This is a genomic window from Pseudomonas sp. N-137 (genome assembly GCF_034555295.1).
Taxonomy (GTDB): domain Bacteria; phylum Pseudomonadota; class Gammaproteobacteria; order Pseudomonadales; family Pseudomonadaceae; genus Aquipseudomonas; species Aquipseudomonas rhizophila.
In genome coordinates, this window is record NZ_JAXUDQ010000010.1 from 295,580 (window position 1) to 321,005 (window position 25,426).

Genomic DNA, 25,426 nt, shown 5'->3' on the forward strand with positions numbered 1-25,426 from the left:
GGGTCAATTCACCAATTGGTTGAGGCTCAGGATTGGAAGCAGGATGGCCATGACAATCAGCAGCACGACGCCGCCCATCAGCACCAGCATGGCCGGTTCGAAAAGGCTCACCACCAGCGCGATACGCGCCGCGAGGCTGGCCTCCTGTTGTTCGGCGGCCCGGGCCAGCATGCTGTCGAGTTCACCGGCCCGTTCGCCGCTGGCGATCATGTGCAGCATCAGTGGCGGAATATCCCCGCCAAGCTCCAGGCCACGGGTCAGGGTCCCGCCCTCGCGGACCGAACGGGCGACGTCAGCCATGCGGGCACGGATCGTCAGGTTGCCGATCACCTGCGCGGCGATGCGCAGGGCATCCACCAGCGGCACGGCACTTTTGCTGAGGATCGCCAGGGTGCTGGCGAATCGGGCCGCCTCCATCGCCCGCAGCACCTCGCCGAACACAGGCAGCTTGAGCAACAGACGATGCCAGCGCAGGCGCCAAGCAGGTTGGCGCAGGCTCCAGCGCCACAACCCGAGCAACCCGACCAGCAGCCCGAGCAGCGAGAAGCCATAGCGACGCAATCCGTCACTCAGGACGATCAGCGCCTCGGTCAGCCAGGGCAACGATTGGCCGCTGTCGACGAATATCTTCACCACATCCGGCACCACGTACCCCAACAGGAAGGCGACAATCGCGACGCAGGCCAGCATCAGAATCAGCGGATACACCAACGCCAGTTGAATGCGTTGGCGCGATGCCTGGCGTGCCTGGGTGTAGGCCGCCAACTGCTCCAGCACCAGGCCCAAGTGGCCGGACTGTTCGCCGGCAGCAACCGTGGCGCAGAACAGCTCGGGAAACGCCTGGGGAAACGCCGCCAGCGCCGTGGCCAGGGCGTGACCTTCCATCACACGACCGCGTACCGCCGACAGCAGGCTTGCAACGCGCCGCTTCTGGCTTTGTTGGGCGACGGCGCCGAGGGCCTCTTCGAGGGGCAGGCCGGCCTGAATCAAGGTGGACAGCTGCAACGTCAGCAACGCCAGATCCGCCGGGCTCAAACGCCCCCCGGCGTGCCGAGTGCCCAGGGTTCGTTGCGCCTTCGCTTCGTGCAGTTCGCTGGGCAGCAAGCCGCGCCCGCGCAGCAACTGACGGGCATGACGAGGGTTGTCGGCTTCCACGCGGCCTTTGCAGCGTCGGCCCCGGGCATCCTCTGCTCGATAGTCGAAGGTCGGCATGGGGCTAATCCTCCTGGGTGATGCGCAGCAGTTCATCGACACTGGTCAGGCCTTCCAGAACCCGCTGGCACCCGTCCTGAAACAGGCTGCGGGAGGTTTTGCGCGCCTCAAGGGTCAGCGCCTGCTCAGGGGCGCCCTGATGAATCAATTGAGACAACGTGGTGCTGACACTCACCAGTTCATAGATGCCTATGCGCCCGCGAAAACCTTTCTGGCATTGCTCGCAGCCCCGGGCCTTGAACAACCGTGGCGCGGCGTTGGCGTCGAGCCCCAAGCGCCGACAGGTTGCAGCGTCGGCCACATAGGGCGTCTTGCAGGATGGACACAAGGTGCGCAACAAGCGCTGGGCCACAATGCCCGCCAGGGATGAGGCCAGCAGATAGGCGTCCAGGCCCATGTCCTTCAGTCGCGTAACCGCGCCCACGGCGGTGTTGGTGTGCAGGGTCGAGAGCACCAGATGACCGGTCAGGGACGCCTGCACCGCGATTTCGGCGGTCTCACGATCGCGGATCTCGCCCACCATCACCACATCCGGGTCCTGACGCAAAATCGCTCGCAAGCCCCGGGCAAAGGTCATGTCGACTTTCGGATTGACCGGCATCTGGCCGATACCCGGCAGGTGATATTCGATCGGGTCTTCGACGGTGAGGATGTTGCGGCTCTGGTCGTTGATGCTGCTCAGCGCCGCGTACAGGCTGGTGGTTTTCCCCGAGCCCGTGGGGCCGGTCACCAGCACGATGCCGTGAGGTTTGCCGAGCAACCGACGCAGGTCTGCCAGGGTGTCATCCGGCAGGCCCAGGCGGATCAGATCCAGGCGCCCGGCCTGCTTGTCGAGCAGACGCAACACCACTCGCTCGCCATGGGCCGAAGGCAGGGTCGAGACTCGCACATCGACTTCATGCCCAGCCAGCCGCAACGCCATGCGCCCGTCCTGGGGCACACGTTTTTCAGCGATGTCCAGGCGTGCCATGACCTTGATCCGCGACACCAACAGGCTCGCCAGTTCCCGGCGCGGGCGCAGCATTTCCTGTAACTGGCCGTCGATGCGCATGCGGACCGACAGGTACTGCTCGAACGTTTCCAGATGCACATCCGAGGCCTGTTCGCGGACCGCTTCGCTGAGCAGGGCATTGATCAACCGGATGATCGGCGCATCGCCCTGCTGCTCCAGTAGGTCGGTGGTCTGCGGCACTTGATCGGCCAGGCTGAGCAGGTCCAGCTCCTCGTCCAGTCCTTGGGCAACCTGCTCGGCGGCGCTCTGGCCCTGGCGGTAAACGCAAGCCAGGCGCGTAGCGAACGGCGCCGGCTCCAGCACCTGGATGGGCAACTCCCGACCACACCAGCGCCAAACCTCGGCCAGCGCGGTCAACGGTGTATCGCGGCGCATCACCAGGCGCAAGGCCGGGCCCTCGCCTTCCAACAGCACGCCCAGGCGCCGGGCAAAACCAAAGGGCAACGAGGCCTGTGGATCACTCACAGGACACCCGGAGTCTGTTGGCGCGGCTCTGCCAGCGGCGCGTCGGCGGCTGGTTCGAACAACTCGCGGGCGTCCCGAGGCAGCAACAGCGAATTATTTTTCCGCGAGCCGGGTTTACTCAGCTCTCGAAGCGCGTCGTAGCGCTGACGGCTCACATCGGCCAGGCCTTCTTTGCTACGCACAATGGTCGGGCGCAGGAACACCATCAGGTTGCTTTTGGTCTGGGTATCGCGGGTCCAGCGAAACAGCGCGCCCAGGTAGGGAATGCTGCGCAACAGCGGCACGCCGCTTTCCTGGGTGCGGACACTGTCGCGAATCAGGCCACCGATCACGATGATCTCACCATCGTCTGCCAGGATCGTGCTCTTGAGGGCACGCTTGTTGGTAATCAGGTCCGAGGAATCCACGCCGGAGACAGCCGGTGCGATGTCCGAGACTTCCTGCTGGACATCGAGGCGCAGGGTGGAACCTTCATTGATGTAGGGCTTGATCCTGAGGCTGATGCCGACGTCCTTGCGCTCCACGGTGGTGAACGGGTTGTCCGCACCACTGCTGTTGGTGGCGTAGGAACCCGTCTTGAACGGGACGTTCTGGCCGACGATGATTTCCGCTTCCTGGTTATCCAGCGTCAATAGGCTGGGCGTGGACAGCAGATTGCTGCGGGTATTGCTCGCCAATGCCGAGACCAGCGCACTGAAGCGGTCTCCTCCGAGTCGCAGGACCGCGCCTTCCGCGTCGTCTTTCAGGGCATTGGCGTCCAGCCCACCCGTGATCGGAATGTTGGTTCCCGGAAAATTGATGAACCCTGACGCGTTGCCGGTATTAAGACTCCACTGCACCCCCAGCGCTTCGGCGGTATCCCCGGAAATCTCGACGATGGCCGCGTGGATCAGCACCTGGGCGCGAGGCTGATCGAGTTCGCGAACGATGCTCTCGACGGTACGCACCTGGGCGGGCTCGGCGATCAGCACCAAGGCGTTCTGGCTTTCATCAGCCTTGATCATGAACGGGTTGGCGGCACCGCTATCCCGCTGGCCGCCCGGGGACGCGGTGGTTTTTTTCTCTTGCCCGACGGCTTCCAGCACCTCGGCCAACTGCCTGGCATCGCTGTGGTGAAGGCGAATGACCCGCGCGTTATCCTGGAAGGCAGCCGCCGGAACATCCAGCGCCCGGGCCAGATCGAGCAGACGCTGGCGCACCATCGGCGCGCCGATGATCACCAGGTGGTTGCTGCGGGGATCGGCAATCACGGAACCCGCCGCATCCCCCTCGCGCTTGCCGCCGGATGCTTCCAGGACCGGCGCGATATCCCCGGCCTGGGCATGGCGCAAGCGCAGCACGACATGATTGCGATTGCGCCCCGAGTCCAACTGACGCACCACTTGGGCGATACGTCGCACATTGGCGGCAGTGTCGGTCACCACTAAGGCGTTGGAAGAGACCGAAGGGCCGATGTAGCCATTGCTCGACACCAGGGGCCGGACCAACCCGGCGATATCGGCGGCGATACTCGATTGCAACTCGAGGACCCGGGTGACGTACTGGGACGGCGTGGTGTCCTTGGCGTCGTCGAGACCAGCACGTGTCCTCGCATCGACGACCGGCGTGATCAGGATCCGTTCGCCTTCGTCGATCACGGTGAAGTTGTGCGCATCGAGCACCGAATAGAACAGCCGCCGCACGCCCTCGCGATCCAGCGCCTGCCGGGACATGACAGTGATGCGTCCCGAGACGCGCGGGTCGAGCACCACGGTCTGGCCGAGAATCGCCGAAATCTCCTCGACGACATCGCGCAGTTCCGCATTGTTCATCGCCAACTGCCATTGAGCCTCCTGCGCCCACGACGGCACCAGCACGGCAAACAGGCCGAGACACAACAGGGCGCGCAACGCACGGCCCCGGATCAAACTATTCATCGATTCAAATCACTCTGATAACCCGGCGACCGGGTGTAGGTATTGCGAGGAACGAGACGGAGGCTGCCCCCCGGTTCCAGGAGGCAGTCGGCGCAGGAACGACTCGCCCGTGCGTTGCAGGGCCACCCGCTCCTCCCGTCCGTTGCGCCACAACACCACATGAGAGGCATCGACCCGGCGCAACACGCTGCCGCCGGGCAGGCGCTCACCGACCTGATAAATGCGCGGCCCCGTGGCATCGGCCAGTAACGCCCGTGACAATCCGCCGCCGTTGACGAAGCTGGCCTGCAGAGTGATCGGTTCGGCGCTGAGGGCCGTGGCCTCTCGAGAGGCCAGGCCGAGCACACTGGTCACCGCCTGGACGTTGAGCGTAGCGCCGCTCTGAGCCACGACCGGCGCCGCACTCATCGGCACTTCGCGCCTGAGCTCCTGCCGAAAACGCCACTCCTGCCACGCCAGGAAAATCCCGTAAAGCAAGGCCACCGACACCAGTACCGCCTTCGGCAGGCCACCGCTGGCCCGGAAAAAAGCATTCATTTGCCTGCTCCCCTTGCAGGGCCCCAGGATGACCTGGAGCCCTGAGCCTCATGTCTTAGAGCTTTTCCCAGGCCATGTGCCAATGGGCACCGACCCCAGGCTCGTAACCGTTCGCCGAAGGGCTGTATTGCTTGCAATAGCCAGACGCGGGGAAGGGTTTGCACTGGAAGACTTCATCCGTCTTGGGCTGCAATACCTTCGTACCGGCGGCGTAGTCACTGATGCCTTGGGGAAATACGAAGTCGTATTCGATCCCCGCGCCTTCACCGGTCAGGGGGACCTCCCGGGTTTCCTGGCGCGTGGTCCTGCCGTCCTCGGTGGTGCCCACCAGCGTCAGGGTATGGGCACCCGGCGCGCTACGGACCGCCATGCTCAGGCCACTGCTGCCTTCGCCCACGGCCTGGGTTACGACGCCGACCGGCTTGTCCTTTTCATCGAACAGGGTGGCTTCGAGGTTCATCCTGCGATTGGTCGACACCGTGAACGTCATGTCGACCCGCCCCTTGTCGAGCACATACTCCGGCTGCAGAGAGGAAATGGTCATGCTGGCGGCAGGGTCTTCCTGCATTTGCAACTGCACTTCATACCGGTTCACGCCGGTCTCTTGCTGGGCATACAGTTTGTTGATGCCTTTGATCGGGGTGATGTCGCCCTGCTCATCGCGGATACCGGCGCGAACCAAGGTATGGGCCCGGTTGATGGCATCGGCCAGCTTGAACGACCAGTTTTCCGGTCGACCTTCTTCAGCGTTATCGATGCCGATCTCCACGCTGTATTCAGCATTCTCACCAGCGGCTGAAAAGGCTCGGGCCTTGACCTTGTCGCCCACCAGCAACGGCGCGGCAGGCGCAATGCTGCCCACTGGTAACCAGCCACCTGGCAAGGCCGCTTCGGCGAGGATGTTCACATCCGCCGGGTCATAGAACGCGTTATCGGTGTCGCCAACCGTCCAGACCGCCAGGATGACGTGATGACCCGACTTGCTGTCGGGAATCACGCAATGGTGCTTGGCTCCTGCCTCCGGAATCTGATGGGCGCCCTCTACCGTACAGAATGGCGCGCTGTCGAACGACGCGCGCTTGAGCGGCTCGTTCGGCTTCCAATCGTCGCGGGTAATGAAATACTCATGCCTGGTCGCAGGATGCGCGGCGGTGTATTGCCATTGAAAGGCGATGTTGCGGTCCCTGAGTTCAGTCAGGTTCCAGCGCGTGGCTGACTGGGCATCGAGGGCGGAAAACAAAGGGTTGCCACCGCTGGCGATCTTGCCATCGACGGGGCCCTGGAGGGGCGCACCGCCTGCGCCATTGGGAAAGCCTTTGAAAGTTTCGCCCGTACTTTGCGGTTCGTATTGCGCGCCGCCGCAGTTTTTATTTTCGCCTCTCTGGCACAACAAGGCACGTGAGGGCGGTACTTCAAGATAACCATGGGCAAATGCACCCTGGGATGTCCCCACGGTGGACAGCATAACTAACGAGCAAGCAAAACCCGTCAGCATCTTGTTCTGGTGAAAGTTGATCTTCATATAAATTCCAGACGACTCATCGAGATTGGGAGATTTAACAAACTTCATCTTGGAAGGCACACCGGATCCCTCAGCGCTGTGCCTGGCAAGCGCCGAAACCTTAATGGAAACTTGAACAATCGCTATGTAGGGAAAATCTCTCAAAATAGAAGGAACAATCCCTGAATCTATTTTTCCGAGTCCAGAAGAAAAACTTCTTACAGGCAAAGTTAGTTACTAAACAAAAGAAAACAGGCAAACCGACAAAGATAGCCAACTTGTTTCATTGAATAATTAGCAGGCAAAAAAAAGCCTGCCTGGAACGAATCCCGACAGGCTGGATGAACGAGCTACGATCAGTCGTGGTATTGCGCCGACAACTCATGCACCGCGCGCAGGAAAGCACCGGCGTGTTCCGGATCGACTTCCGGCGTAATGCCATGGCCGAGGTTGAACACATGACCGCTGCCCTTGCCATAGCTGGCGAGGATGCGCCCGACTTCGGTGCGGATGGCTTGCGGTTTGGCGTAAAGCACAGTCGGATCCATGTTGCCTTGCAGAGCGACTTTGCTGCCGACACGCTCGCGGGCGTTGCCAATGTCGCAGGTCCAATCCAGGCCCAGGGCGTCGGCACCGGCATCGGCGATGCTTTCCAGCCACAGGCCGCCGTTCTTGGTGAACAGGATCACCGGTACTTTACGACCTTCATGTTCGCGGATCAGGCCGCTGACGATCTTGCGCATGTAGGCCAGGGAAAACTCCTGGTACGCCGCCGCCGACAGGTTGCCGCCCCAGGTGTCGAAGATCTGCACCGCTTGCGCACCGGCCAGGATCTGCCCGTTGAGATAGGACGTCACCGACTGGGCCAGCTTGTCCAGCAGCAGGTGCATGGCTTGCGGGTTGTCGTAGAGCATCGCCTTGGTCTTGCGGAAGTCTTTCGACGAGCCGCCTTCAACCATGTAGGTGGCCAGGGTCCAGGGGCTGCCGGAGAAGCCGATCAGCGGCACGCGACCGTTGAGTTCTCGACGGATGGTGCTGACCGCGTCCATGACATAACCCAGGTCCTTCTGCGGATCGGGGATCGGCAGGGCTTCGATGTCGGCCAGAGTGCTGACGACTTTCTTGAAGCGCGGGCCTTCGCCGGTCTCGAAGTACAGACCCTGGCCCATGGCGTCGGGAATGGTGAGAATGTCGGAAAACAGAATCGCCGCGTCCAGCTGCGGGTAACGATCCAGCGGCTGCATCGTGACTTCGCAGGCGAACTGGGGATTCATGCACAGGCTCATGAAGTCGCCGGCCTTGGCCCGACTGGCGCGGTATTCCGGCAAGTAGCGACCGGCCTGACGCATCATCCACACGGGAGTGACGTCTACGGGTTGCTTGAGCAGGGCACGGAGGAAACGGTCGTTCTTCAGGGCAGTCATGTCGGCATCCGGAAAAAAAGTGCGGGCATTTTCTCAGAGCGCGACGCAAAAGGCACGGCAAGAGCCGTGCCTTTTATCTATCGGGGCAATTTGTCGCGGTATCAGGCAACACCTAAAACCACTGTGGGAGCGAGCTTGCTCGCGATGAGGGCATCACATTCAACATTTTCGTCGACCGATTCGCCGCTATCGCGAGCAAGCTCGCTCCCACATTTGATTGCATTCCCATTCAGGAAATGATCAGACCCCCAAGTAATCCAGAATCCCTTCCGCCGCATTGCGGCCTTCGAAGATCGCCGTCACCACCAGATCGGAACCCCGAACCATGTCGCCGCCGGCGAAGATCTTCGGGTTACTGGTCTGGTGCTTGTACTGGCCTTGCTCCGGGGCCACGACGCGGCCCTGGCTGTCGGTCTGGATGCTGAACTGCTCGAACCACGGTGCCGGGCTCGGGCGGAAGCCGAAGGCGATGACCACGGCATCGGCCGGGATGATCTCTTCGGAACCGGGGATCGGCTCGGGGCTGCGACGACCGCGGGCGTCCGGTTCGCCGAGACGGGTCTCGACCACCTTCACGCCCTCGACCTTGTCTTCACCGACAATGGCGATCGGCTGGCGGTTGTAGAGGAACTTCACGCCCTCTTCCTTGGCGTTCTTCACTTCTTTGCGCGAGCCGGGCATGTTCGCTTCGTCACGACGATAGGCGCAGGTCACCGACTTGGCGCCCTGGCGAATCGAAGTGCGGTTGCAGTCCATCGCCGTGTCACCGCCGCCCAGCACCACGACCTTCTTGCCTTTCATGTCGACGAAATCTTCCGGCGACTTTTCAAAGCCCAGGTTGCGGTTGACGTTGGCGATCAGGAAGTCCAGCGCGTCGTAGACGCCCGGCAGGTCCTCGCCGGCAAAGCCGCCCTTCATGTAGGTGTAGGTGCCCATGCCCATGAATACGGCATCGTACTCTTCGAGCAGTTGCTCCATGGTCACGTCCTTGCCTACTTCGGTGTTCAGGCGAAACTCGATGCCCATGCCGGTGAAGACTTCGCGACGATTGCTCAGCACGGTCTTTTCCAGCTTGAACTCGGGGATGCCGAAGGTCAGCAGGCCGCCGATTTCCGGGTTCTTGTCGAACACCACCGGGGTCACGCCGCCGCGCACCAGCACATCGGCGCAACCCAGGCCCGCCGGGCCGGCCCCAATGATCGCCACGCGCTTGCCGGTCGGCTTGACCTTGGACATGTCCGGGCGCCAGCCCATGGCGAACGCGGTGTCGGTGATGTACTTCTCCACCGAACCGATGGTCACCGCGCCAAAACCGTCGTTGAGGGTGCATGCACCCTCACACAGGCGGTCCTGCGGACACACCCGGCCGCAGACTTCCGGCAGGGTGTTGGTCTGGTGGGACAACTCGGCGGCCTGGAGGATGTTGCCCTCGGCCACCAGCTTCAGCCAGTTGGGAATGAAGTTGTGCACCGGGCACTTCCATTCGCAGTACGGGTTACCGCAGCCCAGGCAGCGGTGGGCCTGGTCGGCCGACTGCTGGGGTTTGAAAGGCTCGTAGATTTCCACGAACTCTTTCTTGCGTTGACGCAACAGTTTCTTCTTCGGATCCTTGCGCCCGACATCGATGAACTGGAAGTCATTACTCAGACGTTCAGCCATTGTTAAAACCTCATCAAACTCTTCAGGCGCATATCACTGCGGGTTGGCACGGGTGCTGGAAAGCAACGATTTCAGGTTGGCAGCCTTGGGCTTGACCAGCCAGAAACGACGCAGATAGTCATCGAGGTTTTCGGCGAGTTCACGACCCCACTCGCTGTCGGTTTCCTCGACGTATTCGTCCAGCACGCGCTGCAAGTGGCTGCGGTAGGCTTCCATCGCCTCGCCGCTGATCCGCTGGATTTCCACCAGTTCGTGATTGACCCGGTCAACGAAGGTGTTGTCCTGGTCGAGCACGTAGGCGAAACCGCCGGTCATGCCAGAGCCGAAGTTGTAACCGGTCTTGCCCAGGACACAGACGAAACCACCGGTCATGTACTCGCAGCAATGATCACCGGTGCCTTCCACCACAGTGTGGGCCCCGGAGTTACGCACGGCGAAACGCTCGCCCGCGGTGCCGGCGGCGAACAGCTTGCCGCCGGTAGCGCCGTACAGGCAGGTGTTGCCGATGATGGCACTGTCCTGAGTCTTGTAGACGCTGGCCTTGGGCGGAACGATGACCAGTTTGCCGCCGGTCATGCCCTTGCCCACGTAATCGTTGGCATCGCCTTCCAAGTACATATTCAGGCCACCGGCGTTCCAGACGCCGAAGCTCTGGCCTGCAGTGCCCTTGAAGCGGAAGGTGATCGGCGCCTTGGCCATGCCCTGGTTGCCGTGCTTGCGCGCGATTTCGCCGGAGATCCGCGCGCCGATGGAACGGTCGCAGTTGCAGATATCCAGGTCGAACTCGGCACCACTGAGGTCGTTGATCGCCGAAGCGGCCATGTCGACCATCTTCTCGGCCAACTCACCTTTGTCGAACGGCGGGTTGCGATCAACCTGGCAGAACTGTGGCTTGTCCGCCGGGATGAGATCGCTGCCCAGCAACGGCGTCAGGTCCAGGTGATGCTGCTTGGCGGTCTGGCCCTCGAGCACTTCCAGCAGGTCGGTACGGCCGATCAGCTCTTCGAGCGAGCGCACGCCCAGCTTCGCCAGCCACTCGCGGGTTTCCTCGGCGACGTAGGTGAAGAAGTTCACCACCATGTCGACGGTGCCGATGTAGTGGTCCTTGCGCAGCTTTTCGTTCTGGGTCGCCACACCGGTAGCGCAGTTGTTCAGGTGGCAGATGCGCAGGTATTTGCAACCCAGGGCGATCATCGGCGCGGTGCCGAAGCCGAAGCTCTCGGCGCCGAGGATGGCCGCCTTGATCACGTCCAGGCCGGTTTTCAGGCCGCCGTCGGTCTGCACCCGGACCTTGCCGCGCAGGTCGTTGCCGCGCAGGGTCTGGTGGGTCTCGGCCAGGCCCAGTTCCCACGGCGCGCCGGCATATTTGATCGAGGTCAGCGGCGATGCGCCGGTGCCGCCGTCATAACCGGAGATGGTGATCAGGTCGGCGTAGGCCTTGGCCACACCGGCGGCGATGGTGCCAACGCCGGCTTCTGCCACCAGCTTCACCGAGACCAGCGCCTTCGGGTTCACCTGCTTGAGGTCGAAGATCAGTTGCGACAAGTCTTCGATCGAATAGATGTCGTGATGCGGCGGCGGCGAGATCAGGGTCACGCCGGGTACTGCGTAACGCAGTTTGGCGATCAGGCCGTTGACCTTGCCGCCGGGCAGTTGGCCGCCTTCGCCGGGCTTGGCGCCCTGGGCAACCTTGATCTGCAGCACTTCAGCGTTGACCAGGTACTCCGGTGTCACACCGAAGCGACCGGTGGCCACCTGCTTGATTTTCGAACTCTTGATGGTGCCGTAGCGCGCCGGGTCTTCACCGCCTTCGCCGGAGTTGGAACGCGCGCCGAGGCGGTTCATGGCTTCAGCCAGGGCTTCATGAGCTTCCGGAGACAAGGCCCCCAAGGAGATACCAGCGGAATCGAAGCGCTTGAGCACCGATTCCAGCGGCTCGATTTCGCTGATGTCCAGCGGTGTGTCCAGGGTCTTGACCTTGAGCAGGTCGCGAATCATCGACACCGGACGGTTGTCCACCAGCGAGGTGTATTCCTTGAACTTGCCGTAGTCGCCCTGCTGCACAGCGGCTTGCAGGGTGTTGACCACGTCCGGGTTGTAGGCGTGGTATTCGCCACCGTGGACGAACTTCAGCAGGCCGCCTTGCTGGATCGGCTTGCGCGGGCTCCAGGCTTCGGCCGCCAGGGCTTTCTGTTCGGCTTCGATGTCGACGAAACGTGCACCCTTGATGCGGCTCGGCACGCCACGGAAGCTCAGCTCGCAGACTTCTTCGGACAGGCCGATGGCCTCGAACAGTTGCGCACCGCGGTACGAAGCGATGGTCGAGATCCCCATCTTCGAGAGGATCTTGAGCAGGCCCTTGGTGATGCCTTTGCGGTAGTTCTTGAACACCTCATAGAGGTCGCCCAGCACTTCACCGGTACGGATCAGGTCACCCAGCACTTCATAGGCCAGGAACGGATACACCGCCGAGGCACCGAAACCGATCAACACCGCAAAGTGATGCGGATCGCGAGCGGTGGCGGTTTCCACCAGGATGTTGGAATCGCAACGCAGGCCTTTTTCGGTCAGGCGATGGTGCACCGCACCGGTGGCCAAGGACGCGTGGATCGGCAACTTGCCCGGGGCGATGTGACGGTCGGTCAGCACGATCTGGGTGCGACCGGCGCGCGCGGCTTCTTCAGCCTGATCGGCCACGTTGCGGATCGCCGCTTCAAGGCCCACGCTTTCGTCGTAGTTCAGGTCGATGACCTGACGCTGGAAACCCGGGCGGTCGAGGTTGGTCAGCGAGCGCCATTTGGCCGGGGAAATGACCGGCGAACTGAGGATCACACGCGAGGCGTGTTCCGGCGACTCCTGGAAGATGTTGCGCTCGGCACCGAGGCAGATTTCCAGGGACATCACGATCGCTTCGCGCAGCGGGTCGATCGGTGGGTTGGTCACCTGAGCGAACTGCTGGCGGAAATAGTCGTACGGCGTACGCACGCGCTGGGACAGCACGGCCATCGGCGTGTCGTCGCCCATGGAACCGACCGCTTCGTAGCCCTGCTCACCCAACGGACGCAGCACCTGGTCACGCTCTTCGAACGTCACCTGGTACATCTTCATGTACTGCTTGAGCTGATCGACGTCGTAAAAAGCCGAACCGTGATCGTTGTCCTCCATGGTCGCCTGAATGCGCAGGGCGTTCTTGCGCAGCCATTGCTTGTACGGATGACGGGACTTGAGACGGTTGTCGATGGCGTCGGTGTCGAGGATCTGGCCGGTTTCGGTGTCCACGGCAAAGATCTGGCCCGGGCCCACGCGGCCCTTGGCGATGACGTCTTCGGGCTGGTAGTTCCAGACACCGATTTCCGAAGCCAGGGTGATGAACCCGTTGGTGGTGGTTACCCAGCGCGCCGGACGCAGACCGTTACGGTCGAGCAGGCACACGGCGTAGCGGCCGTCGGTCATGACGATACCGGCCGGGCCGTCCCACGGTTCCATGTGCATGGAGTTGTATTCGTAGAACGCACGCAGGTCCGGGTCCATGGTCTCGACGTTCTGCCAGGCCGGCGGCACCAGCATGCGCACGCCACGGAACAGGTCGATGCCGCCGGTGACCATCAGTTCCAGCATGTTGTCCATGCTCGAGGAGTCCGAGCCCACACGGTTGACCAGCGGGCCGAGTTCTTCCAGATCCGGCATCAGATCGTTGGCGAACTTGGTGCGACGGGCCAGCGCCCAGTTGCGGTTGCCGGTGATGGTGTTGATCTCGCCGTTGTGGGCGAGGAAGCGGAATGGCTGGGCCAGCGGCCATTTCGGCAGGGTGTTAGTGGAGAAGCGCTGGTGGAACACGCAGATCGCGGTTTTCAGGCGCTCGTCGCTCAGGTCCGGATAGAAGGCGGTCAGGTCCGCCGGCATCATCAGGCCTTTATAGATGATGGTCTTGTGGGAAAAGCTGCAGATGTAGTGATCGGTGTCGGCGGCGTTGGCCACGGACGAACGACGACGGGAGCTGAACAGCTTGATCGACATGTCCTGGTCGCTCAGACCTTCGCCCGCGATGAACACTTGTTCGATCTGCGGCAGACGCTCAAGGGCCAGGCGGCCGAGGACGCTGGTGTCGATCGGCACCTTGCGCCAGCCCACCAATTGCAGGCCGGCGGCCAGGATCTCGCGGTTCATGTTTTCGCGAGCCGCTTGGGCCTTCACCGGGTCCTGATTGAAGAACACCATGCCCACCGCGTACTGCTTGGGCAGGGTCACGCCAAACGTTTCCTGGGCAATGGCACGCAGGAACTCGTCAGGCTTTTGAATCAGCAAGCCACAACCGTCACCGGTCTTGCCGTCGGCGTTGATCCCACCGCGGTGGGTCATGCAGGTCAGGGCCTCAATGGCCGTTTGTAAAAGGGTATGGCTGGGTTCGCCCTGCATATGAGCAATCAGGCCGAAACCGCAGTTATCCTTGAATTCATCTGGTTGGTACAGACCTGCTTTCATAGACACTTTCTCACCAGGCTGCCTCTTATCGAGGCAAATTTCTTTTCAATTCAGCCAGTTGCGTGCCGCGCCGAACGTACGCCAGCTTTGCGGGGGCAAAAGGGAGGTCATTGTACACACCGACACAAGGGCTCACAAATTTGACGACGAAACGTCGCAAATCCATGTCGCATTTGTGAAAGGTTTAAAGCTATACGCTGTGCTAGTCAAAACTTTTTTGGGTTCGACCGCTGCGACTCAAACGCTACTGTGACGCAGACACCACAAGGCGCGCGGCCTGAAAGGTCGCTCGCCCTTGCGGAAATTTTGAGGTGCCGGGAGAGGCGGCCTGGGTAAGGCCGCCGAATCTTCAGCGAGTTGCTGCCAGTTCCTGTTGGACGCTGGCGACAGTGCGAGGCCAAGGTTTACCAGCCTGAACCTTCGCTGGCAAGGCCTTGATGGCGGAAACGGCTGCATCACGGTTGGCGAAATTGCCGTAGGTGATGACATAAAGCGGTTTGCCGTTGAGCATTTTCTTGAAATAACGGTACTCGCCGCCCTGCTCCTTGACGAATTTTTGCGCAGACGCTTCGGAGCTGGTGCCGAGGATCTGTACCACGTAGCTGCCTGGAGCCTGACCGGCGTACCAGTTACCGCCAGCGGCCTGAGTGGCCGGCTTGGCGGCCGGAGCTGGAGCAGGTTTGGCGGTGGCCACCTGGGCGGGAGCCGGCGCTGGTTTGGCGGCCGGAGCGGGCGCCGGGGCTGGGGCTGGAGTTGGCGCTGGTGCCGGGCCAGCTGGCACACCCGCCGGTGGGGCGCTGGTGGTCACGGTTGGCGGCGTATCGCTGGTGTCATCGATCGGTGGTGGCGCGCCGTCGTCACCCTCGGTGATACCGCCAGCGGCCTCAGCCAAGGGACTGCGCATGACCGGTTGCGACTGGCCGACCAGCGGCAGCGGCATCGGCTGAGTGTTACCGGCGAACTCCACCTCCGGAGCACCGCCATTGGGCTGCGCTGCGTCCTGGCCCAGAGGCAGTTGTGCCTGCTCGTTGGCGGGTGCGCCGGTGGTCGGCGCCTTGCTGCGACCCGGCATCAGCCAGGCGGCGGCGATCGCGACCACGACGACGGCGGAAATCGCCAATACGTGTTTCTTCGGCATGTTGAACCCCATACTTGGACGCTTTACCGCTGAGCGGCTGGCAATCATGACTTCGATGAGAGCATCGCGGGCCACCTGATTAATATTTCCAGGCCAGCCATCGGAGCTTTCGTGAATCTCAGAGATCTGATCCGCGGTGAAAAGTTCGATGCCCCGACCGGCGCCTTCAAGGCGTTGGGCCAGGTATTCACGGGTTTCTTCTTCGGTGTAGGGCGCCAGCTCAATGACGTGGAAGCGCTCTTGCTCAAGATTCAGCTGCTCCAGATCGGCGATCAGCGACGACTCACCAAACAGGAAGACGTGGGGACGGCCTTCCGGCGCACCGGCAGCCAGAGCCAGCAAGGCTTCCAGGGCCGACTCGTCGAGTTGCTCGGCGTCGTCCACCAGCAGATAGACTTCCTGCCCGGTCAGCGCCAGTTGCACGATCTGATCCAGAATCGCACCGACTTCAGCCTGGGCGACATTCAGCGCCTGGGCCACCTGACGCAACACACCGGCTGCATCACCGGCGCCGCGAGCCGACACCACCACGCTTTGCACCGACTGCTTGTTGGTGCTGGCCACCAGGGCCTGGCGCAGCAAGGTCTTGCCGCTGCCTTGAGGGCCGGTGACCACCAGCAACAGCTGGCTGTAACGCGCCAGGTGATGCAACTGGCCCAGAACCGGTTTGCGTTGGGCGGGGAAAAACTTGAAGCCTGGAACCCGTGGCGCGAAAGGGTCATGACTCAACTGGAAATGGCCGAGGAAAGCCTCGTCGGCATGCAAACTAGTCATCGGAATCTTATTAACCTTTAAGCTGAGCCAGGGCGCGATAATCCGCTCCCAGCGTGGCCTGTAGAACCTCTTTCGGATAATCGTCGGTCACCACAGCTTCGCCCATGTGGCGCAGCAGCACCAGACGCAGGCGACCGTCGATCACTTTTTTGTCGATTGCCATGTGTTCGAGAAAATCGGCTTCGGTCATTTCTTCGGGCGGGATCACCGGCAACCCGGCGCGCTGGAACAGAGCAATACCGCGATCGCGCTCCTGTTCACTGATCCAGCCCAAACGCGCGGACATCTCCAGGGCCATGACCGTACCGGCCGCAACCGCTTCGCCATGGAGCCAGACACCATAGCCCATATGGGTTTCGATGGCGTGGCCAAAGGTATGCCCCAGGTTGAGCGTGGCGCGCACGCCCGACTCGCGCTCATCGGCACCGACCACCGCAGCCTTGGCCGCACAGGAACGTTCGATAGCGTAGGTCAGCGCAGCCTGATCCAGCGCACGCAGGCGGTCGACGTTTTCTTCCAGCCAGCCCAGGAACGGTTCGTCGCAGATCAGCCCGTACTTGATGACTTCAGCCAGCCCCGCAGACAGCTCGCGGGCGGGCAATGTATTGAGAGTCGCGGTGTCGATCAGCACCACGTTGGGCTGGTAGAAAGCACCCACCATGTTTTTGCCCAGAGGATGGTTGATCCCGGTCTTGCCGCCCACCGACGAGTCCACCTGGGACAACAGGGTCGTGGGGATCTGGATGAAATCAACACCGCGCTGATAGCAAGCGGCGGCGAAACCGGCCATGTCGCCGATCACGCCGCCGCCCAAGGCCACCACCGTGGTGCGGCGGTCATGCCGCGCGGTCAGCAGGCCATCGAAAATAAGCTGCAGGGTTTCCCAATTCTTGAAGGCTTCGCCGTCAGGCAGCACCACGGAAATGACCGAGAAAGCCGACAGGCTGCGGGTCAGACGCTCCAGATACAAAGGTGCGACGGTTTCGTTGGAGATAATCGCCACTTGCCGTCCGGCGATATGCGGCGCCAGCAAGTCGGGCCGGTCCAGCAAACCTTCGCCAATGTGAATCGGGTAGCTGCGCTCGCCCAGGTCGACCTTAAGTGTCTGCATGTGTCCCCACAGTGAAGATGGAATCAGGCGTCCTGCCTGCAATTAACGAAAGTCCACGGTGCCTGTTGTGATGTCAATCGATGGCCATCGGCCACGTCCCGGCGGGCCATGACGGGACGCCGAGGATAGCGCATTTCCCGCGACGCATTAACGGGGTGGCAGTTGCTGCAGGCGATCAAGAATGTCCAGCACCACCATCCGCGGCGGCCGCTCGTCGGTTTCCACCACCAGATCAGCAATCTCCCGGTACAGCGGATCACGCAGCTCCAGCAGGTCGCGCAAGGTCTTGGCCGGGTCGGCGGTGCGCAACAGCGGACGGTTACGATCCCGGGCGGTGCGACCCACCTGCTGCTCGACGGAGGCGTGCAGATAGACCACTCGTCCGCCGGCATGCAATGCCCGACGATTGGCCTCGCGCATCACCGCGCCGCCACCGGTGGCCAGTACCACACCGTCGAACGCGCACAGTTCGGCGATCATCGCCTGCTCACGGTCACGAAAGCCGGGCTCGCCTTCCTTATCGAAGATCCATGGGATATTGGCACCCGTGCGCAATTCAATTTCCTTGTCGGAATCTTTGAATGGCAGGCGCAGCTCTTTGGCCAGCAAACGGCCGATGGTGCTTTTTCCAGCGCCCATCGGCCCAACAAGAATCAAATTTCGCACAGAATCAACGACTCACAGCAATCGCCTGGTTATTCATGATACGCGGAGTGAGGAACACCAGCAGCTCGGATTTTTGCTCCGAAACCACATCACGCCGGAAAAGGCGGCCAAGATACGGCACATCGCCAAGAAATGGCACCTTATCTACGACCTTGCTCTGAGTATTTGAGAAAACCCCGCCAATCACAATGGTCTCGCCGTCATTGACCAGCACCTTGGCGTTGACTTCGTTTTTCTTGATTGGCGGCACATCATTCACCTTGTTCAGGTAATCCGGCTCATCCTTGGTGACCTTGACCTCCATGATGATGCGGTTGTCCGGGGTGATCTGCGGGGTCACCTCCAGAGACAGCGAGGCCTCCTTGAACGACACCGAGGTGGCACCACTGGAACTGGCTTCCTGATAGGGAATCTCCGTGCCCTTGAGGATTTTTGCCGTCTCTTTGTCGGACGTCACCACCTTGGGCTGAGAGACGATTTCCCCGTTGCCGGTTTTCTCCATGGCCGTCAATTCCAGGTCCAGCAGTACATTGTCGGTGATGAAGGCGATGCCGATGCCGGAGGTATTGCCCGACGCGCCCAGATCGACAAACGGCTGGTTGGTGCTGGTGCTGCCAGGCGTGCCGATGGTGGTGGAGTCGCCGGTGGTGACCCCTGAAGTGTTCCAGTTGCCTTTGTTCTGGATCGATCCACCCCAGCGCACGCCCAGGCTCTTGTCGTAGTCAACGTTGGCCTCGACAATCCGCGCCTCGATCATCACCTGGCGCACCGGGATATCCAGCTGCGCCACGATCCGGCGCAGTTCGTCGAGCCGGTCCTGGGTCTGGTAGGCAATGATGTTGTTGGTTCGCTCATCGACCGTGATCGTACCGCGCTCATCGGCCTTGGCTTCGGCGCTGGTCACAGACTGGAACAGCTTGGCGATGTCCGCAGCCTTCGCATAGTTGACCTGCAACAGCTCACGCCGTAGCGGCGCCAGGTCGGCAATCTGCTTCTGGGATTCGAGTTCCTGGCGCTCACGGGCCGCGATTTCGTCGGCGGGGGCGACCAGCAGCACATTGCCGACCTTGCGCTTGTCCAGCCCTTTGGTCTTGAGCACCAGGTCCAGCGCCTGGTCCCAAGGCACATTTTGCAGGCGCAGGGTAATGCCGCCCTGCACCGTGTCACTGGCCACCAGGTTGAGGTTGGTGAAATCGGCAATCAGTTGCAGGACCGAGCGCACCTCGATGTCCTGAAAGTTGAGGGACAGCTTTTCACCGTTGTAGGCCTCGCGACTGGCATCGCGTTTTTGCAGATCCTCGACTGTCATGGGTCGGACACTGACGGTCAGTTTGTTGTCCGTCTGGTAGGTGGAGTAATCGAAAGTACCGCTGGGTTCGATGCTGATGGTGGCCCGGTCGGCGCCGGCACTGGCATTGACGAACTGCACCGGGGTGGCGAAGTCCTTTACGTCCAGGCGCACGCGCAGCGGTTCGGGTAACCGGGTCTTGGCGAAGTTGAGGATGATCTTGCCTTCACGCTCCTGGATGTCCGGGGCGATCGAGGGGTCCGACAGATCGATCACCACGTTGCCTTCGCCCTGGGTGCCGCGCTGGAAATCTACCCCTCGGATCGCCTTGCCCACCGGCGCACTGGCTCTGGTGGGCACAGCGCTGGGAGCCGCCGGGCGTGGCGCCTGGGCAGTAGCGCTGGCAACCGCTCCCTTGCCGACCACCACGAGCAGGCTGTTGCCCTCCACCCGCGCGGTATAGGGCGCAAGCTGGGTAAGGCCAATGATCAGACGGGTACGATCAGCCGCCTCGACCACCGTGGCGCTTCGCGCATTGCCAGCACCAAGATCATGTCTCTTGTGGGCCAACTGGCTGGTCACCCCCGGCAGATCCAGAGCGATCCGGGCCGGCTGCTCGGTCGTGTAGCCCCGAGGCGCAGGGGGCGGCCCGTCGAAGGTGAGTTTCAACTCGATGCGGTCCCCCGGCAGCGCCGCGACATCCAGCGTTTTCAGATTGACCGCATGAACCATCGGCGACAACAGCGCTATCCATAGCGAAATACCGAGGGCTGAAAAAAACCTGTTCATTGTTCGAGTTCCACTATTGAGTGCTCTTTCAGAGGAATGGTCCGTGGCCGTTCCAGCCAGGCGCCCTCGCCATCAGGAACGATTTCGACCACCTCGACCTGGGTGGCGCTAATGCCGACGATCCGCCCGTCGTTGCGTCCCAGATAGTCACCGACCTTGAGCCGGTGCACCCCGCCCGCGCCGCGCAGGAGCGCGAAGGAGCCGCTGACGTTGGAAATCGTCCCGACCATTTCAAACTGCTCGATGTTGAAGCCTTCCAGGTATTGCTTGACCCGAGTCGGGTCGGGCCGGACGTTGCGTGCACCCTTCTGGCGGCCGGCCTGATCCACCCTGACCTGCCGTGAAAACGGGCTGCGCAGGTCGGCGGCGCTGTAAGTGAAGGTTTCGTAAGGCCTGAACGTCGGCGTTGGCTCGATCTTGCCGGGCGGGCGCAGCCGCACTTCGTTCATGTAGGCGTCCAGGTCGCTGAAGCCGTTATCGTTGTTGCAGCCCGCCAGCACGACCAGCCCCGCCAGCAGGATAATGCGCCAAGCCGGCTTCATGGCTGCACCTCCTGCTCGTTGTACCGGTAGGTCTTGGCCTGGATGCTCATGCGCAGTTTCGCTCCTGCGTCGGGCTCCATCGGGGCGATGTCGAAATCGTGCAGCGTGACGATCCGTGGCAGTCCGGCAACGCCGCTGACGAAGGTTGCCAGGTCATGATAGTCGCCGGTCACAGTAATCTGGATCGGCAGTTCGATGTAAAACGGCTGGGTGACCTCCGGTAACAGCTTGATCTCCTCGAACTCCAGGCCACTGCCCAGACCGGTGCGGGTGATGTCCTCCAGCAGGCCTGGCACTTCGGTGTCACTGGGCAATTGCCGCAACAGCACGCCGAAGGAGGCTTCCATCTGCTTCATCTGTTCGGTGTAGCGCTCCAGGTTCGCGGCCATGTGAGCTTTGCCCGCAAACTGTGCCTTGAGGGTGTTTTCTTCCCCGCGCACTTGCTGCAGCTGGTTCTCCAAGTCACTCAAGGCAAAGTTGTAGCCCAACCCCAGCACCAGGATGACCAGCAGGATGCCGCTCAACCATTTGACCGGCATCGGCCAGGAGCCAATGTTGTTGGTATCCAGCTCACTGATGTCGATCTTGCGCAGCGCTTCGAACCACTCTCCCGGCTTCATTGGGCGTCCTCGACAATGGCCGGACGGGTCTGGCGAACCGTCAGCTGGAAGACGTTGGCCTGATCGAGCTGACCGGCCGTGGTGGCCTTGACTTCCGTCAGGCTGGGCGCATCGAACAGGTCCGATGAGTCCAGGTTACGCATCAGGTCCGAGACCCGGTTGTTCGATTCCGCCGCGCCCTTGATGGAGAGGGTCTTGTCTTCCATCTTCACTTCGGTGAAATACACTCCGTCAGGCAGGGTGCGCGCCAGTTGATCGAAGATGCGCCCGCTCACCGGCCGGTTACCCTGCAAGTCCTGGATGATGCGCATGCGCTCCAGCAGTTGCTGGCGGCGGGCCTTGAGTTCGCTGATCTGCTTGATGCGCTCGTCCAGCACGGCTATCTGCTCGCTGATATGACTGTTGCGAGCCATCTGGTGGTCAATGGCACTGTCCAGGTAGCGGACCGCAATCAGCGTCAGGCCCACCGCACCGACCAATGCGCCCACCAATGCCAGCAAAAAGCGTTTGCGACGCTCCTCACGCAGCTCCTCTCGCCAGGGAAGAAGGTTGATCCGCGCCATCAGTCGAAGCTCCTGAGGGCCAGCCCGCAGGCAATCATCAAGGCCGGTGCGTCACTGGCCAGGGCACCGGCGTTGACCTTGCTGCCCAGGGCCATGTTGGAAAACGGGTTGGCCACCTGGGTCGGCGTGCCCAGGCGCTGTTCGATCAGCCGGTCCAGGCCTGCGACCGAGGCGGTGCCTCCAGCCAAGAGGATGTGGTCCACCGCACTGTACTGGCCCGAGGCGAAGAAAAACTGCAAGGACCTCGATACCTGTTGCACCAGGGCCTCGCGAAAAGGTTGCAGGACCTCACCGAGGTAATCGTCCGGCAGGCCACCCTGCTTCTTTGCCTGCCCGGCCTGCTCGGGTGACAGGCCGTAGCGGCGCTGGATTTCTTCGGTGAGCTGGCGACCGCCGAACAATTGTTCGCGGGTATAGATGATGCGCCCGTTATGCAGCACGCTCAGGGTGGTCATGGTGGCGCCGATGTCGATCACCGCCACCGTCAGCCGCTCCTGGGACGCGGCCAGTTGCGTGGCAAGCAGCCCGAAGGCGCGCTCCAGCGCGTAGGCCTCCACATCGACCACCTTGGCCGTGAGCCCGGCGAGCGCCAGCGCAGCCTCGCGAACTTCGACGTTTTCCTTGCGACAGGCGGCCAACAGCACCTCGACCCGCTCGGCGCTGCGCGGTGAAACGCCCAGGACTTCGAAGTCGATGGCCACCTCGTCCAGCGGATAAGGAATGTATTGATCGGCTTCGATCTTGAGCTGGTTTTCCATGTCGTCGTCGGAAAGTCCGGCGTCCATCTCGATGGTCTTGGTGATCACCGCCGACCCCGCTACAGCCACCGCCACGTTGCGCAAGGGTGTTCTGGCCTTGGCGAGCACCCGTGACAATGCCTGGCCCACGCCCTCGAGCTCGGCGATGTTCTTTTCGACCACGGCGTTGGCCGGCAACGGCTCGACCGCGTAAGACTCGACACGGTAGCGGTCACCCTGGCGGCTCAACTCGAGCAGCTTCACCGACGTGGAACTGATGTCTATCCCCAAAAGCGTATGGGCTTTTTTATTGAAGAGTCGTAGCACTACCAATTCCCTATGACTATCCGTGAGTTACGGACTCTCTAATATGCGTTGCGTTCAATCACTCCGGCCCGACGGACGTCCGGGTGGCGTTACCGACGAAAAAAAATGCTTATAATGCCCAGCGTTTTTTTTCGCTTTGTTGCAAGCACGGGTCCTTCCCTGCACCTGGCGCCTTTTCATTCTTTGCCTGGATATCCAAAAGCCTTGATTCGTCTGCTGAAATTTTTCGGATGGTCCATCCTCGCCGTTTTCTGCGGACTGCTCCTGGGTCTGAGCGGTGCGTTTCTTTACCTTAGTCCGGGATTGCCGTCCGTGGAGGCGCTGAGAAGTATTCAGTTGCAGATTCCATTGCGGGTGTACAGCAGCGACGACAAGTTGATCGCAGAGTTTGGCGAAATGCGCCGCACGCCGATCCGTTTCGCCGACATTCCCCCCAATTTCATCAATGCGTTACTAAGTGCTGAAGACGACAACTTCGCCAATCACTACGGCGTCGATCCGGGCAGCCTGATGCGGGCGGCCAGCCAGCTGATCAAAAGCGGCCATATCCAGTCCGGTGGCAGCACCATCACCATGCAGGTGGCGAAAAACTTCTTCCTGACCAGTGAGCGCAGCTTCTCGCGCAAGACCACCGAGATCCTCCTGGCCCTGCAAATCGAGCGACAGCTGACCAAGGACGAGATCCTGGAGCTGTACGTCAACAAGATCTACCTAGGCAACCGCGCCTACGGTATCGAGGCGGCGGCGCAGGTGTATTACGGCAAGTCGATTCGTGATGTGAGCCTGGCGCAAATGGCGATGATCGCCGGCCTGCCCAAGGCACCGTCGCGCTTCAATCCACTGGCCAACCCGGCGCGCAGCAAGGAACGTCGCGACTGGATCCTGGGGCGCATGTACAAGCTGGGCAAGATCAGCGAGGCCGAATACACCGCAGCGATCAATGAGCCTCTGAACGCCAGCTACCACGTGCCGACCCCCGAGGTGAACGCGCCGTACATCGCCGAAATGGCCCGTGCCGAGATGGTTGGGCGTTATGGCAGCGACGCCTACACCGAGGGTTTCCGCGTGGTCACCACGGTGCCGAGCAATCTGCAGGAGATGGCCAACACCGCGCTGCACGAGGGCCTGATCACCTACGATCAGCGCCACGGCTACCGCGGGCCTGAATCGCGCCTGCCAGGCAAGACCAAAGAAGCCTGGGCCGAGGAATTGACCAAGCAGCGCACCATCAGCAGCCTGGAACCGGCGATCGTCACCCAGGTGGACAAGGACGGCATCATGGTGCTGACCCGCAATGGCGAGCTGGAAGAGCACGTGAGCTGGGAGACCATGAAATGGGCCCGCCCATTCCTCAACACCAACAGCATGGGCGCCAACCCCCGCCAACCGTCGGACGTCGCCCAGGTGGGTGATCTGATCCGGGTACAGCGCCAGCCGGACAACACCCTCAAGTTCAGCCAGATCCCGGCCGCCCAAGGCGCCCTGGTGTCGCTTGACCCGCAGGACGGCGCCATCCGGTCGCTGGTCGGCGGCTTCGCCTTCGAGCAGAGCAATTACAATCGCGCGATGCAGGCCAAGCGCCAGCCGGGTTCAAGCTTCAAACCGTTCGTGTACAGCGCCGCCCTGGATAACGGCTACACCGCCGCCAGCCTGGTGAACGACGCACCGATCGTGTTTGTCGACGAATACCTGGACAAGGTCTGGCGCCCGAAGAACGACACCAATACCTTCCTGGGTCCGATCCGCATGCGCGAAGCGCTGTACAAGTCGCGTAACCTGGTATCGATCCGTTTGCTGCAGGCGCTGGGTGTGGACCGTACCATCGACTACATCAGCAAGTTCGGCTTCAACAAGCAGGACTTGCCGCGCAACCTGTCCCTGGCCCTGGGCACCGCAACCCTGACCCCGATGGAAATCGCCACGGGCTGGAGCACGTTCGCCAATGGCGGATACAAAGTCACCCCGTACCTCATCGACAAGATCGAAAGCCGCAACGGCGACACGTTGTTCCTCGCCAACCCACCACGGGTGCCTTCAGGCGAACAGGCCAGCGACGGCGTCGCCGCACCGGCCAGCGAGACGTTCACGGTAGAGGCAACACCAGGTGAAGCCACGACAGCGCCAGCCGTACCGCAAGCGCCGGTCATCGCCGAACGCATCATCGATGGCCGCACCACCTACATTCTCAACAGCATGCTGCAGGACGTGATCAAGCTCGGCACCGGCCGCCGCGCCCTGGCCCTGGGCCGTACCGACCTGGCCGGCAAGACCGGCACCACGAACGAATCCAAGGACGCCTGGTTCTCGGGCTACAACGGCGATTACGTCACCACCGTCTGGACCGGGTTCGACCAGCCTGAAAGCCTCGGTCGGCGCGAATATGGCGGCACCGTCGCGCTGCCGATCTGGATGAGTTACATGGGCGCTGCCCTCAAGGACAAACCGCCACACACCCAACCGGAACCCGAAGGCATCCTCAGCCTGCGGGTTGACCCGGTCAGCGGCCGAGCAGCCACCCCAGGCACTCCGGGAGCGTACTTCGAGCTGTTCAAGAGCGAAGACACCCCACCGTCAGTCAACGAGCTGGGCAACGGCGTAGCGCCAGGCAGCCCGCTACCGGCGGATGAGGCGGCGCCGATCGATTTGTTCTGATCGGGCCTCTC

The 25,426-nt window shown here is 61.9% G+C and carries 17 protein-coding genes; 1 reads left to right on the forward strand and 16 read right to left on the reverse strand.

Translation table 11 applies throughout. From position 1 onward, the window contains the following. Positions 1-3 precede the first annotated feature (3 nt). From gspF to T3A99_RS10945, 16 genes are all read right to left on the reverse strand, one after another. On the reverse strand, positions 4-1,212 hold the full coding sequence (gene gspF, locus T3A99_RS10870; RefSeq protein WP_322834299.1) for a type II secretion system inner membrane protein GspF: 1,209 nt from the start codon (positions 1,210-1,212) through the stop codon (positions 4-6). A 4-nt stretch (positions 1,213-1,216) separates the two neighbouring features. Then, complete coding sequence (gene gspE, locus T3A99_RS10875) at positions 1,217-2,689, reverse strand: type II secretion system ATPase GspE (RefSeq protein WP_322834300.1); 1,473 nt, start codon at positions 2,687-2,689, stop codon at positions 1,217-1,219. Continuing rightward, entirely contained in the window at positions 2,686-4,605 is a 1,920-nt protein-coding gene (gspD, locus tag T3A99_RS10880) for a type II secretion system secretin GspD (RefSeq protein ID WP_322834301.1), read from the reverse strand. The genes gspE and gspD overlap by 4 nt, the downstream gene beginning before the upstream one ends. A gap of 9 nt (positions 4,606-4,614) precedes the next feature. Continuing rightward, on the reverse strand, positions 4,615-5,142 hold the full coding sequence (locus tag T3A99_RS10885) for a type II secretion system protein N (protein WP_322834302.1): 528 nt from the start codon (positions 5,140-5,142) through the stop codon (positions 4,615-4,617). 55 nt (positions 5,143-5,197) lie between these two features. After that, complete coding sequence (gene gbpA, locus T3A99_RS10890; RefSeq protein WP_322834303.1) at positions 5,198-6,664, reverse strand: N-acetylglucosamine-binding protein GbpA; 1,467 nt, start codon at positions 6,662-6,664, stop codon at positions 5,198-5,200. Between the two features lie 335 nt (positions 6,665-6,999). Continuing rightward, positions 7,000-8,067: a uroporphyrinogen decarboxylase gene (gene hemE, locus T3A99_RS10895; RefSeq protein ID WP_047225959.1), complete on the reverse strand. Its 1,068-nt coding sequence runs from the start codon at positions 8,065-8,067 to the stop codon at positions 7,000-7,002. A gap of 240 nt (positions 8,068-8,307) precedes the next feature. Next, positions 8,308-9,726: an FAD-dependent oxidoreductase gene (locus T3A99_RS10900; RefSeq protein ID WP_047225960.1), complete on the reverse strand. Its 1,419-nt coding sequence runs from the start codon at positions 9,724-9,726 to the stop codon at positions 8,308-8,310. Positions 9,727-9,759: 33 nt separating this feature from the next. Then, on the reverse strand, positions 9,760-14,208 hold the full coding sequence (gene gltB, locus T3A99_RS10905) for a glutamate synthase large subunit (RefSeq protein ID WP_047225961.1): 4,449 nt from the start codon (positions 14,206-14,208) through the stop codon (positions 9,760-9,762). A 349-nt stretch (positions 14,209-14,557) separates the two neighbouring features. Further along, positions 14,558-16,120 (reverse strand): AAA family ATPase, encoded by a 1,563-nt coding sequence (locus tag T3A99_RS10910; protein WP_139048628.1) that lies wholly within the window; start codon positions 16,118-16,120, stop codon positions 14,558-14,560. A 10-nt stretch (positions 16,121-16,130) separates the two neighbouring features. Beyond that, on the reverse strand, positions 16,131-17,231 hold the full coding sequence (gene aroB, locus T3A99_RS10915; RefSeq protein WP_047225963.1) for a 3-dehydroquinate synthase: 1,101 nt from the start codon (positions 17,229-17,231) through the stop codon (positions 16,131-16,133). 147 nt (positions 17,232-17,378) lie between these two features. Beyond that, entirely contained in the window at positions 17,379-17,897 is a 519-nt protein-coding gene (gene aroK / locus T3A99_RS10920; RefSeq protein ID WP_003196983.1) for a shikimate kinase AroK, read from the reverse strand. A 4-nt stretch (positions 17,898-17,901) separates the two neighbouring features. Continuing rightward, positions 17,902-19,974 carry a type IV pilus secretin PilQ gene (gene pilQ, locus T3A99_RS10925; RefSeq protein ID WP_160893796.1) on the reverse strand — a complete coding sequence of 691 codons (2,073 nt, stop codon included), beginning with the start codon at positions 19,972-19,974 and terminating at the stop codon, positions 17,902-17,904. Further along, positions 19,971-20,516, reverse strand: coding sequence for a pilus assembly protein PilP (locus T3A99_RS10930; protein ID WP_076382994.1), 546 nt, complete (start codon positions 20,514-20,516; stop codon positions 19,971-19,973). Before T3A99_RS10930 ends, pilQ begins: the two co-directional genes overlap by 4 nt. Beyond that, the gene (gene pilO / locus T3A99_RS10935) at positions 20,513-21,136 is read right to left on the reverse strand and encodes a type 4a pilus biogenesis protein PilO (protein ID WP_047225966.1); all 624 of its coding nucleotides are present in this window, start codon (positions 21,134-21,136) and stop codon (positions 20,513-20,515) included. Before pilO ends, T3A99_RS10930 begins: the two co-directional genes overlap by 4 nt. After that, positions 21,133-21,699: a PilN domain-containing protein gene (locus tag T3A99_RS10940; protein ID WP_047225967.1), complete on the reverse strand. Its 567-nt coding sequence runs from the start codon at positions 21,697-21,699 to the stop codon at positions 21,133-21,135. The genes pilO and T3A99_RS10940 overlap by 4 nt, the downstream gene beginning before the upstream one ends. After that, positions 21,699-22,763, reverse strand: coding sequence for a pilus assembly protein PilM (locus T3A99_RS10945; RefSeq protein WP_047225968.1), 1,065 nt, complete (start codon positions 22,761-22,763; stop codon positions 21,699-21,701). Before T3A99_RS10945 ends, T3A99_RS10940 begins: the two co-directional genes overlap by 1 nt. A 207-nt stretch (positions 22,764-22,970) precedes the next feature. Between T3A99_RS10945 and T3A99_RS10950 the strand changes: the two genes are divergently transcribed. Then, positions 22,971-25,415, forward strand: coding sequence for a penicillin-binding protein 1A (locus T3A99_RS10950; protein ID WP_173407570.1), 2,445 nt, complete (start codon positions 22,971-22,973; stop codon positions 25,413-25,415). The last annotated feature ends 11 nt before the right edge of the window (positions 25,416-25,426 follow it).

What these genes read in the sequence shown, in the direction of transcription:
- T3A99_RS10930 (WP_076382994.1), bottom strand. Translation starts at nt 20,516, where the DNA reads ATGAAGCCGGCTTGGCGCATTATCCTGCTGGCGGGGCTGGTCGTGCTG.
- hemE (WP_047225959.1), bottom strand. Translation starts at nt 8,067, where the DNA reads ATGACTGCCCTGAAGAACGACCGTTTCCTCCGTGCCCTGCTCAAGCAA.
- gltB (WP_047225961.1), bottom strand. Translation starts at nt 14,208, where the DNA reads ATGAAAGCAGGTCTGTACCAACCAGATGAATTCAAGGATAACTGCGGT.
- gbpA (WP_322834303.1), bottom strand. Translation starts at nt 6,664, where the DNA reads ATGAAGATCAACTTTCACCAGAACAAGATGCTGACGGGTTTTGCTTGC.
- pilO (WP_047225966.1), bottom strand. Translation starts at nt 21,136, where the DNA reads ATGAAGCCGGGAGAGTGGTTCGAAGCGCTGCGCAAGATCGACATCAGT.
- gspF (WP_322834299.1), bottom strand. Translation starts at nt 1,212, where the DNA reads ATGCCGACCTTCGACTATCGAGCAGAGGATGCCCGGGGCCGACGCTGC.
- T3A99_RS10940 (WP_047225967.1), bottom strand. Translation starts at nt 21,699, where the DNA reads ATGGCGCGGATCAACCTTCTTCCCTGGCGAGAGGAGCTGCGTGAGGAG.
- gspD (WP_322834301.1), bottom strand. Translation starts at nt 4,605, where the DNA reads ATGAATAGTTTGATCCGGGGCCGTGCGTTGCGCGCCCTGTTGTGTCTC.
- T3A99_RS10885 (WP_322834302.1), bottom strand. Translation starts at nt 5,142, where the DNA reads ATGAATGCTTTTTTCCGGGCCAGCGGTGGCCTGCCGAAGGCGGTACTG.
- aroB (WP_047225963.1), bottom strand. Translation starts at nt 17,231, where the DNA reads ATGCAGACACTTAAGGTCGACCTGGGCGAGCGCAGCTACCCGATTCAC.
- pilQ (WP_160893796.1), bottom strand. Translation starts at nt 19,974, where the DNA reads ATGAACAGGTTTTTTTCAGCCCTCGGTATTTCGCTATGGATAGCGCTG.
- T3A99_RS10910 (WP_139048628.1), bottom strand. Translation starts at nt 16,120, where the DNA reads ATGACTAGTTTGCATGCCGACGAGGCTTTCCTCGGCCATTTCCAGTTG.
- T3A99_RS10900 (WP_047225960.1), bottom strand. Translation starts at nt 9,726, where the DNA reads ATGGCTGAACGTCTGAGTAATGACTTCCAGTTCATCGATGTCGGGCGC.